At 71.2% G+C, this 14056-nt stretch carries 12 protein-coding genes; 8 read left to right on the forward strand and 4 right to left on the reverse strand.

The genetic code is table 11. The features are described 5' to 3' along the window. Window positions 1-129: 129 nt before the first annotated feature. The 4 genes from O145_RS02445 (at window position 130) to O145_RS02460 (ending at window position 5300) form a co-directional block, all read left to right on the forward strand. Window positions 130-1380, forward strand: coding sequence for a sugar ABC transporter substrate-binding protein (locus O145_RS02445; RefSeq protein ID WP_043559227.1), 1251 nt, complete (start codon window positions 130-132; stop codon window positions 1378-1380). 48 nt (window positions 1381-1428) lie between these two features. Then, window positions 1429-3024 (forward strand): ABC transporter permease subunit, encoded by a 1596-nt coding sequence (locus tag O145_RS02450; protein ID WP_229118299.1) that lies wholly within the window; start codon window positions 1429-1431, stop codon window positions 3022-3024. A gap of 18 nt (window positions 3025-3042) precedes the next feature. Then, complete coding sequence (locus O145_RS02455) at window positions 3043-3987, forward strand: sugar ABC transporter permease (RefSeq protein ID WP_043559230.1); 945 nt, start codon at window positions 3043-3045, stop codon at window positions 3985-3987. 278 nt (window positions 3988-4265) lie between these two features. Then, window positions 4266-5300, forward strand: coding sequence for a LacI family DNA-binding transcriptional regulator (locus tag O145_RS02460; protein WP_411265938.1), 1035 nt, complete (start codon window positions 4266-4268; stop codon window positions 5298-5300). A gap of 28 nt (window positions 5301-5328) precedes the next feature. Here the strand turns inward: O145_RS02460 and O145_RS02465 are convergent, their stop codons facing one another. Then, window positions 5329-6522, reverse strand: a complete 1194-nt coding sequence (locus O145_RS02465; protein WP_043559392.1) for a glycerate kinase — start codon at window positions 6520-6522, stop codon at window positions 5329-5331. Window positions 6523-6538: 16 nt separating this feature from the next. Beyond that, a complete protein-coding gene (locus O145_RS02470) occupies window positions 6539-7978 on the reverse strand; it encodes a dipeptidase (RefSeq protein ID WP_043559233.1) in 1440 nt (479 codons plus the stop codon). 40 nt (window positions 7979-8018) lie between these two features. Here O145_RS02470 and O145_RS02475 point away from each other — a divergent pair, with 40 nt between their 5' ends. Next, window positions 8019-8618 carry a DUF3043 domain-containing protein gene (locus O145_RS02475; RefSeq protein ID WP_043559236.1) on the forward strand — a complete coding sequence of 200 codons (600 nt, stop codon included), beginning with the start codon at window positions 8019-8021 and terminating at the stop codon, window positions 8616-8618. A gap of 34 nt (window positions 8619-8652) precedes the next feature. Next, window positions 8653-9660, forward strand: a complete 1008-nt coding sequence (locus O145_RS02480; protein ID WP_043559238.1) for an aldo/keto reductase family protein — start codon at window positions 8653-8655, stop codon at window positions 9658-9660. Window positions 9661-9704: 44 nt separating this feature from the next. On the opposite strand, the gene O145_RS02485 is transcribed toward O145_RS02480, so the two are convergent. Both O145_RS02485 and O145_RS02490 read right to left on the reverse strand, forming a co-directional pair. Continuing rightward, the gene (locus O145_RS02485) at window positions 9705-10934 is read right to left on the reverse strand and encodes an MFS transporter (protein WP_052374564.1); all 1230 of its coding nucleotides are present in this window, start codon (window positions 10932-10934) and stop codon (window positions 9705-9707) included. 118 nt (window positions 10935-11052) lie between these two features. Next, a complete protein-coding gene (locus tag O145_RS02490) occupies window positions 11053-12096 on the reverse strand; it encodes a quinone-dependent dihydroorotate dehydrogenase (RefSeq protein ID WP_043559240.1) in 1044 nt (347 codons plus the stop codon). Between the two features lie 74 nt (window positions 12097-12170). On the opposite strand from O145_RS02490, the gene ypfJ reads away from it, so the two are divergent. After that, window positions 12171-13085: a KPN_02809 family neutral zinc metallopeptidase gene (ypfJ, locus tag O145_RS02495; RefSeq protein ID WP_043559399.1), complete on the forward strand. Its 915-nt coding sequence runs from the start codon at window positions 12171-12173 to the stop codon at window positions 13083-13085. Between the two features lie 63 nt (window positions 13086-13148). Beyond that, complete coding sequence (locus tag O145_RS02500) at window positions 13149-14033, forward strand: MerR family transcriptional regulator (RefSeq protein ID WP_043559241.1); 885 nt, start codon at window positions 13149-13151, stop codon at window positions 14031-14033. Window positions 14034-14056 lie beyond the last annotated feature (23 nt).

The raw sequence follows: 14056 nt of genomic DNA on the forward strand, positions 1-14056 counted from the left end.
CCCCGAAGGCCGGCAGAACAGATCATGTTTGCGTAAGATCTGCCAGATTCTTGCAAATCTTGCACGCTCGCGTTACATTGTGTGTGCTCGCCTACCCGCCCTCCCTTTCAGATTCGAAGGAGAATCACGGTGACCCTCAATCGCCGGTCGTTCCTGTCCATGACCGCCATCGCCACTACTCTCGCCGCAGCAGCAGCCTGCGGCTCCAGTGACTCCAGCGACTCCAGTGGTACCGTCGCCGCCGACACCACCGCTGACCTGGTCATCTGGGCCGACGAGAAGAAGGCCCCCTCGGTCGAGGAGTTCGCCACCCAGTGGGCGGACCAGCAGGGCGGATTGACGGTCGCCGTGCAGGTGGTCGCCGACGACCTCGAGACCAACTTCATCACGGCCGACAGCGCGGGCAACGGCCCCGACATCGTCATCGGCGCCCACGACTGGATCGGCAAGCTCGTCCAGAACAACGCCATCGCCCCGGTCGTGCTCTCCGAGAAGGCGCAGGCCAACTACTCGGACATGGCGCTGAAGGCCGTGACCTACAACGACCAGATCTACGGCGCCCCGTACTCCGTCGAGGCGCTGGCCCTCTACGTGAACAAGGGGCTGACCAGCAAGACCGCGCCGGCCACGGTCGAGGAGCTGGTCGAGGCGGGCAGGGCCGCCGGCACCGATGAGGTCCTCGCGCTGCCCGTCGGCGACGAGGGCAACGGCTACTTCATGCAGCCCTTCTACTCATCCGCGGGCGGATACCTGTTCGGAACCTACTCCGACGGCACGTACGACACCGAGGATCTGGGGATCGGCGCCGAGGGCTCGGTGACCGCCGGCACCAAGATGGCCGCTCTTGCGCGCGAGGGCGTCCTCAAGACCTCCATCAGCACCGACAACGCCACCGACCTGTTCACCACCGGGAGGACCCCCTACCTCATCTCCGGCCCATGGTCCCTGTCCGGTGTCAAGGAAGCGGGCATCGACTACGCCATCGCGAAGATCCCTGGATTCGAGGGGATGAACGAGGCCGTGCCCTTCGCGGGCGTGAATGTCTTCTACGTGGCCCAGAACGGCAGCAACCGCTCGATCGCCGAGAGCTTCATCGCCGATGTCGCCAAGGACTCCACAGTCGCCGAGGCCATGTTCGCCAAGAACGAGCTCCCGCCGGCCCAGGAGGACCTGGCGGAGAAGCTCAAGTCGTCCAACCCCGACATGGTGACCTTCTTCGACATCGCCAGCAGCGCGCCCCCCATGCCCTCCATCCCCGAGATGGCCGAGATCTGGACGCCTCTGGGACGGGCGGAGGCCAACATCATCAATGGCAAGAACGACCCGGAGTCCGCGATGGAGGACGCCGGCGCATCCATCAAGTCCGCACTCGCCATCTGATCCGAATCCCCGAACCCAGTCTGCCGTCCGAAAGGTTTATCCCAGACAATGATGTCAACCGCCCCCGAGAACGCACGTCTTACGAAGCAGGAGAAGACCACCACGATCACCTCGGTGCTCATCCGCGTCCTGGCGCTCGGCGCCACCCTGGCCCTGGCCGCCTATCTCGTACCGCTCCTCGTGCACTACAGGATGTGGGTGTGGCTGGTCATCGTCGGCGCGGCCACCGCGGCCATGTTCCTGCTGTACTCGACCAAGCGCTTCGTCCCCGGAAAGTACCTCTTCCCCGGAACGTTCTTCCTGGCCGTCTTCCTCATCGTCCCCATCGTCCTGACCGTTCAGATCTCCTTCACGAACTACGGCGACTCCAACCGCGGCACCAGGACGAAGGACGAGGCGATCTCGGCCATTATCGCCAACTCCGTCACGAGGGTGCCCGACACCCCGATCTACGACCTGCGCGTGGGCACCACCGGCAGCGCCGCCGACGGCCCCTTCACCCTGTTCCTGGTGGACCCCGGCACCGGCAAGGCCTACACGGCCACGGCCGGGTCGTCGCTCACGCCCGCGGAACCCGGCGCCGTCACCCTGGAGGGCGGCAAGATCACCGCCGCCGAGGGGTACACGCTGCTGAGCCCCAGGGAGGTCAACGCCGCCTCGGCCAGGATCAACGACCTCGACGTGCCCATCGACGACGGGCGCTTCCTCCAGGTCAAGGGCTTCAACCAGGCGGTGGTGGCGACCGCCTCGATGGTCTACGACGAGGCCAGCGACTCCTTCACCAACACGATCACGGGCAAGACGTACACCGTGCAGAAGATCGGCACGTCGGAGTTCTACGCCAGGGACGACGGCAAGGCCCTCGACCAGTCGTGGCAGCAGAACGTCGGCTTCGCCAACTACGTCAGGCTCTTCACCAACTCATCCATCCTCAACCAGTTCGGTCAGGCCTTCGTGTGGACGCTCGTCTTCGCATTCGGCTCGGTGCTGCTCACCTTCATCGTCGGCTTCTTCCTGGCGCTGGTCCTCAATGACGACCGCATCCGCGGCAAGAAGCTCTACCGGTCCTTCCTGCTCCTGCCGTACGCCATCCCCGGTTTCGTCTCCCTGCTGGTATGGGCCAATTTCTACAACAAGGACTTCGGACTGATCAATGAGCTGCTGCGCCTGAACATCGACTGGCTCGGAGACCCCACCATGGCCAAGGCAGCCGTCCTGCTGACCAACCTGTGGATGGGCTTCCCCTACATGTTCATCGTGTGCACCGGAGCCCTCCAGTCGATCCCGGCCGACGTCAAGGAGGCCGCCAAGGTGGACGGGGCGACGGGGATCCAGGCGACCCTGCGCATCACCGCGCCCCTGCTCCTCGTCGCGGTGGCCCCGCTGCTGGTGAGCTCCTTCGCCTTCAACTTCAACAACTTCAACGCGATCGAGCTGCTCACCGGCGGCGGCCCCTTCGAGACGGCCGGCGACGTCAGGGGCGGAACGGACATCCTCATCTCGATGATCTACCGGATGGCCTTCGGCGGCGCCAGGGCCGACTACGGCTTCGCCTCCGCCGTCTCGGTGGTGCTGTTCATCATCACCGGAGTCCTGGCCGCTCTGCAGTTCCGCGCCACCAAGGCGCTCGAAGACGTCAACTGAGTGTGAGAAGAAAGAATCATGACGACTACCAAGCAGCCCGAGACCACCGCCCCCCCCCAGGAGAGGCGGGGCGCCCCCAGTGGCGACGCCGAGACGAATCGCATGTCCTTCGGCCACTGGTGCCGAGACATCGGCTGGCGACACCTCGTCGGCGTCCTCGCGCTCATCTTCGCCGCCATCCCCGTGCTCTACATCCTCTCGGCCTCGCTCAACCCCCAGGGAACGCTGAGCAGCACCACGCTCCTGCCCACCAACGGAATCAGTCTCGTCAACTACAAGTCCCTCCTGTCCGGGGAGCGGGGCCCGTTCCTGCGCTGGTACCTCAACACGCTGATCGTGTGCGCCGTGGTCGGCGCCGCCCAGGTCTTCCTGTCGCTGCTGGCCGCCTACGTGTTCTCCCGGTTCCGTTTCAAGGGGCGCCGCGGCGGGCTCCTGGCTCTCCTGCTGATCATGATGTTCCCCGCCACGCTGTCCATCATCGCGATCTACTCCATGATGAGCGATCTGGGCAAGGTCATCCCCTTCCTCGGTCTCAGCACCCTGAGCGGGTACTGCCTCGCGCTCATGGGCGGGGCGCTGGGACAGGTCTGGCTCATCAAGGGGACATTCGACACGATCCCCAAGGAGCTCGACGAGGCCGCCATCATCGACGGCTGCACCCACTGGCAGGTGTTCCGCATCATCCTGCTGCCCACGCTCAAGCCGATCATCGCCACGACCTTCCTCCTGGCATTCGTCGGAGTGATCTCCGAGTTCATCCTGGGGTCGATCTTCCTGACCGACAACTCCACGAAGACCCTGGCGGTGGGCCTGCGGGCCATGGTCGCCGGCAACAACAACTCCACCAACCTCGGCGTCTTCGCCGCCGGCGCCGTCCTGACGATGGCTCCCGTCATCGCGCTCTTCCAGTTCTTGCAGCGCTACATCGTCGGCGGCTCGATCGCCGGCGCGGTCAAGGGCTGACCCGCCCGGCCGTCGTCCCGGCGAGACGCCCGGCCGTCGTCCCGGCGAGACGCCGGGACGACGGCCGGGCGCAGCACTGTTGAAACGGTGCACTCATTGTGCAGGCCCCGTCCCGGGGCCTGCACCGCGGCGCGTCCGCATCGTGGACACCGCGGGCGGGAACGAGCGGGAAGGAACCGCGCAAGCCGAAGGCCGGAGGTGCCGGATCCGATACCATCCCACTCGTCCGTACCGGGACTGGACGCGCGGGTGCGTGCCGCCCGGATCGACATTAGGAGATGACCACCGTGCACCAGCGCCTCACCCTTGCCGACATCGCAGAGCAGGCAGGGGTCTCCACTGCGACGGTCTCCCGGGTCCTCAACGGGAAGTCGAATGTCGCCGAGGTCACCCGCAGGCAGGTCCTGGTCGCTCTCGACCTGCTCGGCTACGAACGCCCCGAGGCCCTGCGGCAGAGCTCCCGGGGACTGGTCGGCCTGGTCGTCCCCGAGCTCAGCAACCCGATCTTCCCGGCCTACGCCCAGGAGATCGAGCAGCTCCTCGCCTCCAGCGGCCACACCCCCCTGCTGTGCACCCAGACCCCCGGCGGCACCAGCGAGGACGAGTACATCGAGATGCTCGTGGACCGGGGTGTGGCCGGCATCATCTTCGTCTCCGGCCGCCACTCCGACACCAGCGGCGACGTGACCCGCTACCAGCGCCTGCGCGACCGCGGCGTGCCCCTGGTGACCATCAACGGAAACGCCCCGACCATCAGGGCCCCCGGCTTCACCACCGACGACCGCACCGCCGCCCGGATCGCGGTGGACCACCTGGTCAGCCTGGGGCACCGCCGCATCGGGCTGGCCACCGGCCCGCTGCGCATGGTCCCCGCCCAGCGCAAGCGCGCCGGCTACGAGGACGCCCTGCGCGCTGCACTGCCCGACCAGCCGCTGCGGATCGTCGAGACGCTCTACTCCTACGAGGGCGGCACCGCCGCCGCGGGCAGCCTGATCGACCAGGACTGCACGGGCATCATCTGCGGCTCCGACATCATGGCCCTGGGCATCATCGCGGGCGCCCGCAGCCGCGGGCTGTCCGTGCCCCACGACCTGTCCGTCATCGGCTACGACGACTCGGCGCTCATCCCCATGACCGCCCCTCCCCTGACGACCGTGTGCCAGCCCGTGGCCGCGATCTGCCGCGCGGCCGTCACCACGCTCATGTCCATCATCGTGGGCCAGGAGGTCCCCGGCACCGAGATGCTCTTCGCCCCCGACCTCATTGTGCGCGGCTCGACGGCGCCGGCTCCCCGCACGGCGGAGGCCGGCTGACGGCGCCCCCTCCAGCAGGCCGGTGGTGTCAGCGCGACCAGGAGCGGGCCAGCCGCGACCCGAGCTCGGCCAGACGGCTCTTGACGGCCTCCGGCCCGCCCGAGACCCAGTCGGCGGGCGAGCCCCCTCCGGCGTCCTCCAGGGCGTAGGAGCTGACGACGCCAGCCCCGGCGAGCTCGCCGCGCGGGACCATGGACCGCCCCGCCACGAGCACGGTGGGCAGCGCCAGAGCTCCCGCCGCCGTGCCGACCACGGCGACGACGCTGTCGGCGAGCACGTCGTAGACCTCCCCCGCGCTCGTGACCACCAGGTCCTGCCCGCTGATGGCGTCGTCCAGGCCCAGCAGGTGCGCCATCGCCCGCGCTCCCGGCACGGCCCGGGCCCCCAGGGCCCTCAGCACGGCCGCGCCGCCCCCGGCGGCCCCCGTCCCCCAGGACGACACCGACAGCCGCTCGGCGGCGCCGGCCGCGCCGCCCGCCAGGGCCAGCGCCCCGCGACGCGGAGCGCCAATGAGCTCGATGGCCCGCGAGGCCGCCGTGCACGCCAGGCGGTCGCGCTCCTGCGCCTCAGCGGGGCTCAGAGCCGTCAGCGTCGTCAGGGCCTGACCCGCCCCCGCCAGCCCGCCCAGGGCGATGTCGTCGGCAAGCGCCAGCAGCACCTCCCGCTCCTCCAGGAGCGAGCGCGCCGCTGCCGGCCCGCCGAGGCCGTCGAGCAGCCCGCGACCGCCGTCGTGCACCGCCGAGCGCGCCAGGCCGACCACGAGGGTGTCCCCGGCGCCCGTGAGGGCCAGCGCCTGGGCGAGGGCCTCGCCCAGGCCGTCGGTCGTGCCCTCGCGCGCCTCCCGGGCGGCCAGCTCGGCGTCCACGGGCAGGGCCGTCAACCGGGCCGCGTCCAGCAGCCAGGTGCGCCCCGCCCGGCCCCGCGTCCAGGCCGTGGGCGCCCCGCGAAGCTGCAGCAGGTCGACCTCGCGGACCTCCCCGAGCGGGCTGTACGCCTGCAGGGCGCGCCGGGCGGAGACGCTCTCGGCCCCGATGGCCTGGGCGGTGCCCGGACCGCCGTCGGGAATCGGCAGCGCCGTCAGCACGTCGTCGTCGCGCCGCGCCCTCCACCCGGCCGCGAGCGCGGCCGCCACGTCGGCGGCGGCCAGGCCCGCGTGCGGGGCGACGACGGGCACGCCGCCCGGCTCGGGGTACATGGCCCCCGTGGCCAGGAGGACCCTCATGCGCCTGCCGCCCCGCTCACCGGTGCGCCTCGGCGCCTCCAGAGCCCTCAGGGCCCTCAGGGCCCTCGGCCTCGCCGACCGCCCCGCCCAGCCGCGCCAGCAGGAGCGCCTCGCCGGTGACAATGCGCTCCAGGTCGCCCAGGTGCATGGACTCGTCCTCGCTGTGGGCGCGGGTGTCGGGGTCCTCGATGCCGGTGACGAGCACCTGGGCGTCGGGGAAGGTCTTCTGGAGGGTGGAGATGAAGGGGATGGAGCCGCCCTGGCCGATGTCGACGCAGTCGCGGCCGAAGGCGGTGGTCAGGGCCCAGCGGGCGGCGTGCCCGGCCGGGCTGTCCGAGGATCCGTCGAAGGAGGGCCCGGTCTCGCACAGGGTGACGGTCGGGCGGGCCCCGAAGGGGGCGCGGGCCTCCAGGTGGGAGCGCAGCGCCTCCACGGCCGCGGCCGGGTCCTGCCCGGGGGCGATGCGCATGGACAGGCGGGCCGTGCACGAGGGGGCCAGGACGTTGCCGGCCAGCTCCAGCGGGGTGACGTCCATGCCGATGACACTCAGGGCCGGCTTGGTCCACAGGCGCGCGGTGAGGTCGCCGATGCCCACCAGCTCGACGCCGTCCAGGACGCCGGCATCGGCGCGGAACTCGGCCTCGGAGTAGTCGGGGAAGTCCGGAGCCGCCTGGGGGCGGGAGGCCAGGCCGGACACGGCGACGTCGCCGCGCTTGTCGTGGAGGGTGGCCACCAGACGGCACATGGAGGTCACGGCGTCCAGGACCGGGCCGCCGTACTGGCCGGAGTGCAGGGCGTGGTCCAGGACGTCCAGGCGCACATCGACCTGGATGACGCCGCGCAGGGACGTGGTCAGGGCCGGCACGCCGACCTTCCAGTTCGAGGAGTCGGCGACGACGATGACGTCGGCGGCGAGCCGCTCGCGGTGGGCGTTCAGGAAGGCCTCGAAGGAGGGCGAGCCGACCTCCTCCTCGCCTTCGATGAACACGGTCACCGAGCAGGGCAGCTCGCCTCCCCCGAGGTCGGCGAGCGTGCGCAGGGCGTGGACGTGGGTGATGACGCCGGCGCCGTCGTCGGCGGTGCCGCGGCCGAAGAGGCGCTCCCCGCGGCGCTCGGCGGTGAAGGGGTCGGCCTGCGCCCAGGCGCCGGGGTCGCCGACGGGCTGGACGTCGTGGTGGGCGTACAGGAGGACGCGGGGGGACCCGGCGGGGCCCTCGCGGTGGGCCAGGACCGCCGGGCGCCCCATGACGCCGTCGGGCCCCTGGGCGGAGAGGACCTCGGCGTCCAGGCCGGAGTCCCGCAGCAGGCCGGCGACGTGCTCGGCGCTGCGGCGCACCTGGGCCTGGTCGTGGCTGGAGGCGGACACGGAGGGGATGGCGACGAGCTCGATCAGGTCGGAGACGATCGCCTCGAAGGACTGGTGGACGGCGGAGCGCAGGGCGGCAGCGGTAATCATGGTTTGCAGGGTATCGCGGGAGAGCCGCTACCCTGTCGACGTGAAGCTGTTCAAGAAGCGCGCCGCTGCGCCCGAGCCCGAGCCCGCCGTCGAAACTCCCGTCAAATCCGGCGGAAAGGGTCGCGCCACTCCCAAGCGCAGGGACGCCGAGGCGCGTCGCCTCCACCCTGTCGTCCCCACCGACCGCAAGGCCGCCAAGGCGCAGGCCCGGGCGAAGCAGGACGAGGCCTGGAGGCGTCAGCGCGAGGCCATGCGCACCGGCGACGAGCGCTACCTGCCGGCTCGCGACAAGGGCCCGGTCAAGCGCTACATCCGCGACTACGTGGACGCCCGCTTCAGCCTGGGCGAGGCCTTCATGCCGCTGAGCATCCTGCTCATCGTGGTCATGATCGGCATTCAGACGCGGGCGCCCGGGGTCGGGCTGATGCTCATCATGGGCCTGTACGCGGTGTTCCTCCTGTCCATCGTCGATGCCGTGGTGTGCTGGTGGCTGCTGCGCCGCCGGCTGCACGCCAAGTTCGGGGAGGACAGGGTCAAGGCCCAGGGCACGGTCTTCTGGTACATCTTCTCGCGCTGCTTCAACCTGCGCCGCTGGCGCCAGCCCTCCCCGCAGGTGGCGCGCCGTCAGTACCCCTCCTGAGCCGCAGGCGGGCCCGGGGCCCTAGGATGTGAGCATGGTCGCTTATCGTCATCTCGGCAGCTCTGGTCTGAAGGTCACGGAGATCACCTACGGCAACTGGCTCACCCACGGCTCCCAGGTGGAGACCGACACCGCCGTCCGCTGCGTGCACGCCGCTCTCGACCTGGGCATCACCAGCTTCGACACTGCCGACGTCTACGCCAACACGGTCGCCGAGGAGGTCCTCGGCAGGGCTCTGGCGGGCCTGCGCCGCGAGGGCCTGGAGATCTTCACCAAGGTCTACTGGCCCGTCGGCCCCAAGGGCCCCAACGACGTCGGCCTGTCCCGCAAGCACATTATGGAGGGCATCAACGGCTCGCTGCGGCGCCTGGGCACGGACTACGTGGACCTCTACCAGGCGCACCGCTACGACTACGAGACTCCGTTGGAGGAGACCATGCAGGCCTTCGCCGACGTCGTGCGCGCCGGCAAGGCCCTCTACATCGGGGTCTCGGAGTGGACCGCGGAGCAGATCCGCGCCGGCCAGGAGCTCGCCCGCCGGATGGGCTTCCGCCTGGTGTCCAACCAGCCCCAGTACTCGGCGCTGTGGCGGGTCATCGAGGAGCGCGTCGTGCCGGCATCCACCGAGCTGGGCGTGGGGCAGATCGTGTGGTCCCCCATGGCCGAGGGCGTCCTGTCCGGCAAGTACCTGCCCGGCCACCGGCCGCCTGCCGGGTCGCGGGCCACCGATGAGAAGGGCGGCAAGCGCATGATCGCCCGCTGGATGACCGACGAGGTGCTCACCGCCGTCCAGCGGCTCCAGCCGATCGCCGCGGAGGCCGGGCTGACCATGCCGCAGCTGGCGATCGCCTGGGTCCTCCAGCACGACTACGTCTCCGCCGCCCTGGTGGGGGCCTCCCGTCCCGAGCAGCTGGTCGAGAACGTCAAGGCCTCCGGCGTCGAGCTGGGCGGCGACGTCATGGAGGCCGTCGACGCCGCCCTGGGCCAGGTGGTCGCCCGCGACCCGGAGCTGACCCGGTCCCCGGAGAAGCGCCCGGCCTGACGGCGGGCCCACCGGCGGTCGTGGCCGCCGGTGGGCTCCTCCGCTCAGCGCCGGCGCCGCGCACCGGCCTCGATGAGGGCCACCACGATCATGCACGTCCCGGCCACGACGGCCGGCAGGTTGCCCAGGTGCAGGTTGTCCCCGATCACCCCGGTGACCGTGCTTCCCAGGGAGACGCCCAGGACGTTGCCGGTCGAGGCAAGGGTCATGGCGCCGGTAATGCGGTCGGCGGACGTGATCTCCTCCACGCGCGAGTAGCAGGTCACCAGGACCACGCCCACCCCCGCGCCCAGGCACAGGATGACGGCCTCGGCCAGGAGGGTGGACGGCACGCTCATCAGCGCCAGGGAGCACAGGAGGACGACGGCTCCGCCTGTGGCAGTCTTCCGCAGGCGCCCCACGCGCAGGCCCGGGCTCACGAAGCCGACCATGGCCGAGGTGATCCCCATGGAGCCGTACACGGGGCCGGTCAGCCCCGGGGTGCCGTGCGCGGTGTGAACAGCCGTCAGGGCCGTCTGCGTGGTGCCGAAGACGACGCCGACTCCCGTAATGACCAGGAGGACGGGAAGCATGGCGCCCGCAGGCGCGCCGAGCGCGGCGGTGCGCGGCGCGCCCCGCCCACTCGGACGGGTCCGCTCTCCGCTCGGGCGGACGGCGTCCCGGTGGGTCAGCAGCCAGGCGATGAACAGCCCCTCGCCGACCAGGGTCAGCGTCCCGAGCGCCGCGACAGCGCCCTGGGCCCCCAGGAGGGCGACGAGGCCCCCGGCTGCGACGGGCCCGACGACGAAGCTGGTCTCATCGGCGGCCGTCTCCCAGCCCATGCCGATGCGGACGATCCTCAGGGCGCGGGCGGGCTGCTCGCTCGCGCGTGCGATGGAGGACCACACGGCGCGCGCGACCGACCCCGCCTGCGGGTTGGCCGCGCCCATCACGGCGCCGGCCGCCAGGACGATCCAGTCGGCCCAGGCGCGGCCCACCGCGCACCAGATGATGACCAGTGCGGCCGTCTGGACCACGAGCGCGCAGGCTGTGACCCGCCAGGCTCCCAGGCGGTCGTGCAGACGGCCGACCGCCGGGGCCCCGAGCGCGGTCCCCAGGCCGACGGCAGCGACCACGGCGCCGGCCAGGGCCAGGCTCCGGCCCGCGGCGGAGACGACGAGGAGCAGGCCCAGCTGGTTCATGGCGGCCGGGAGGCGCCCCAGGTAGGCGCAGACGAGGAAGCCGAGTCCGGCCGCCTCCAGGAGAGTACGGGCAGAAGAGTCGGAAGTGCTCATAGCGACCAGAGGGGTAGACGGCGTCGGGCTGCCGGCCCGACCCCACGGGCAGCCTCTTCTCCCTCTTAGTTGGGAGCCAGGCTATCAGATGCCGGTGCCGAGCAGCATCCGCCCGCTCTCAGCGGCGGCGAATGGTCGCCAGGGCCCGGTTGATGCGACCGGGCCAGGCCGGGCCGTTGTAGACGAAGGCCGTGTAGGCCTGGAGCAGGTCGGCGCCCGCGTCGAGCATGAGCTCGGCGTCCATAATGGAGGAGATGCCGCCCACCCCGATAATGATGGGCCCCTCCCCCAGGCGGTCGCGCAGGCGGCGCACGACCTCCAGGGAGCGCGGCAGCAGCGGGGCGCCGGACAGGCCGCCCTCGCCGAGGTCGTGGTCGATGGTGGTATTGGTGGCGACCACCCCGTCCAGACCCATGTCGGCGACCAGGTCGGCCACGGCGTCGATGTCCTCGTCTACCAGGTCGGGGGCGATCTTGACCAGGAGCGGCACGTGGCGGTGGGCGGCGGCGTCGCCGGCCTCGCGCACCGCCTCCAGGATGGGGCGCAGCGCGCCGACGTCCTGGAGGCTGCGCAGGCCGGGGGTGTTGGGGCTGGAGACGTTGACGACCAGGTAGTCGGCCCAGCGCGCCACGGCGCCGGCCGAGTAGCGGTAGTCGGCCACGGCGCCGGCCAGCGCGGTGGCCTTGGTCTTGCCGATGTTGGCGCCCACGACGATGGAGCGGCCCCGCACGCTCGAGCGCAGGCGGCGCAGGCGGCGGGCGGCCTCGTCGGCGCCGGAGTTGTTGAAGCCCATGCGGTTGCGGATCGCCCGCGTGCGCGGGTAGCGCCACATGCGGGGCCGGTTGTTGCCGGGCTGGGCGCGGGCGGTGAAGGTGCCGACCTCGATGAAGCCGAAGCCGAGCATGTCCATGCCCTCGACGGCCAGCCCCTCCTTGTCCATGCCGGCGGCCAGGCCCAGCAGGCCGGGCACGGGCCGCACGAGGGGGCCGCCCTGGTTGGCGCTGGGCACGGGGAAGGCGGGGCGGCGCCCCCACACCTGCCTCACCACGTCGCGCAGCAGCGGGACCCTGCTGACGACCTCGATGGCGTCGACGCACGCGTCGTGAATCCGCTCGGGGTCGGTACGCGTCAGGACGGTCTTGTACAGCAGGTCGTAGAGCACGCGACCAGCGTACTCGGACCGCTCACCCGACGACGCTAGGCTGTGTGCACTGTTCCTCTTCCTCCGGGGTGGTCATGAGCTTCAACCGCGATATCAAGGTCGATCCGAACCGCGTCTCCACCGGCGGCGGGGGCCGCGGCGCCGCGATCGGCGGCGGGTCGGTCGTGGTGGTCCTAGCCGTGCTCCTCATCAGCCACCTCACCGGCGTCGACCTGACCGGGCTGCTGGGCGGCGGCCCGGGCGCCACCACGGCGTCGGGCCCGTCGGTCGACATGTCCGTGTGCGGCGACGGCACCACCGCCAATGGCGATGCCGCCAATCAGTATCCCCAGTGCCGCATGGCGGCGACGGCCGAGTCGCTGGACGCCGTGTGGGGCGAGCAGCTGCCCGCGCAGGCCGCCACCTCCTACACCAAACCCGGCTTCCGCCTGTGGGACGGCTCGTCGGTGCGCACGGCCTGCGGCACCGCCTCGTCGTCGGTCGGCCCGTTCTACTGCCCTGGGGACTCGACTGTCTACCTGGACATGAGCTTCTTCTCCGACATGGAGCGCACCGTCGGCGCCCAGGACACGCCCCTGGCCGAGGAGTACATCGTGGCCCACGAGTTCGGCCACCACATCCAGAACCTGCTCGGCACCATGGACCGCACCGACCGCTCGGGCACAGGCGCCACCTCGGACTCGGTGCGCCTGGAGCTGCAGGCCGACTGCTACGCGGGCATATGGGTGCACAACGCCTCGACGACGCCCGACCCCGACACGGGAGTGCCCTTCCTGACCGAGCCGACCCAGGAGGAGATCTCCTCGGCCCTCCAGGCCGCGGAGTCCGTCGGAGACGACCATATCCAGCAGCGCTCGGGCGGCGGGGTCGACGCCGACTCGTGGACGCACGGCTCCTCCGAGCAGCGGGTGCGCTGGTTCACCACCGGCATGGAGTCCGGCTCGATGCAGCAGTGCGACACCTTCCAGGTGCCTGGATCGGATCTCTGACGAGCCCCGGTATTCGAGGCGGGCGGTGAGCGGACTCGCCCCGCCATGATGCAGACTCCTCCCATGCGCGTCGCCCAGATTGCCCGGCTCACGGGCACAACCGTCAGGACCGTGCGCTACTACCACTCTTTGGGCCTGCTGCCCGTGCCCGAGGAGCGCGGCGGGTGGCGGGACTACGAGCTGTCGCACGTCGCCCGGCTCTCTCGCATCCGCTGGCTGACCCGGGCCGGGGTCCCGCTGGAGACGGTCGCCCGGGTCCTGGACGCCGAGCCCGCCGCAGCCGACGCCGACGAGCCGGGCTGCGACGAGACGCCGGCGGGGGCGCGCCCGCGGAGCGCCTCCGAGCGCGACGGCGCGCCCGCGGCGGGCGTCGTCGCGGACCTGCGCGCGGCCCTGGACGCCGTCGAGAACCATCTGAAGGATGTCGCCCGCCAGCGCGACATGCTCGCGGACCTGCTCGGGCGGGCCCGCGAGGGGATCACCGTCTCCCCCATGTCGCCGCGCATGGTGGCGTTCTTCGACCGCATGGAGCGCGCGGCGCCCGATGAGCGCACGCGCGCGGCCGTGCGCCGCGAGCGCGACATCACGGACCTGGCCTGCTACCGCGGGCAGATGCCGCCCGAGGCCGACCTCCTCTTCTTCGAGCCCGATGAGGCCGAGGACGCCGCGGCGCTGGCGAGCTACGGGCGGGAGGCCGCGGGCGCCTCGCACGCCGAGCTGGAGGAGCACGCCGATCGGATCGTCGCCCGGGTCGAGCGCCGGCTCTCCTCTGCCCAGCTGCACCACCTGGCGAGCCAGGTCGATACCGCAGTCGTCGGCTCGTTCTTCCGCCTCATAGCGGGCGTCGACCCGCACTACGCCAGGATCGGGCCGTTCGTCGAGCATCGTTTCATGGAGGCGATCGACCGCTGGCGCAGGACTGGGGCGGCCCCGTTCGACAGGCCTTGAATCCCGCTGACTGGTGAACGACT

The organism is Actinomyces israelii DSM 43320 (assembly GCF_000711965.1).
Lineage (GTDB): Bacteria > Actinomycetota > Actinomycetes > Actinomycetales > Actinomycetaceae > Actinomyces > Actinomyces israelii.

Excerpts from the sequence above, each read along its gene's own strand:
- O145_RS02465 (WP_043559392.1), bottom strand. The coding sequence starts at position 6,522 with ATGAGGGTCCTCCTGGCCACGGGGGCCATGTACCCCGAGCCGGGCGGC.
- O145_RS02470 (WP_043559233.1), bottom strand. The coding sequence starts at position 7,978 with ATGATTACCGCTGCCGCCCTGCGCTCCGCCGTCCACCAGTCCTTCGAG.
- O145_RS02500 (WP_043559241.1), top strand. The coding sequence starts at position 13,149 with ATGCGCGTCGCCCAGATTGCCCGGCTCACGGGCACAACCGTCAGGACC.
- O145_RS02455 (WP_043559230.1), top strand. The coding sequence starts at position 3,043 with ATGACGACTACCAAGCAGCCCGAGACCACCGCCCCCCCCCAGGAGAGG.
- O145_RS02460 (WP_411265938.1), top strand. The coding sequence starts at position 4,266 with ATGACCACCGTGCACCAGCGCCTCACCCTTGCCGACATCGCAGAGCAG.
- O145_RS02480 (WP_043559238.1), top strand. The coding sequence starts at position 8,653 with ATGGTCGCTTATCGTCATCTCGGCAGCTCTGGTCTGAAGGTCACGGAG.
- ypfJ (WP_043559399.1), top strand. The coding sequence starts at position 12,171 with ATGAGCTTCAACCGCGATATCAAGGTCGATCCGAACCGCGTCTCCACC.
- O145_RS02485 (WP_052374564.1), bottom strand. The coding sequence starts at position 10,934 with ATGAGCACTTCCGACTCTTCTGCCCGTACTCTCCTGGAGGCGGCCGGA.
- O145_RS02450 (WP_229118299.1), top strand. The coding sequence starts at position 1,429 with ATGATGTCAACCGCCCCCGAGAACGCACGTCTTACGAAGCAGGAGAAG.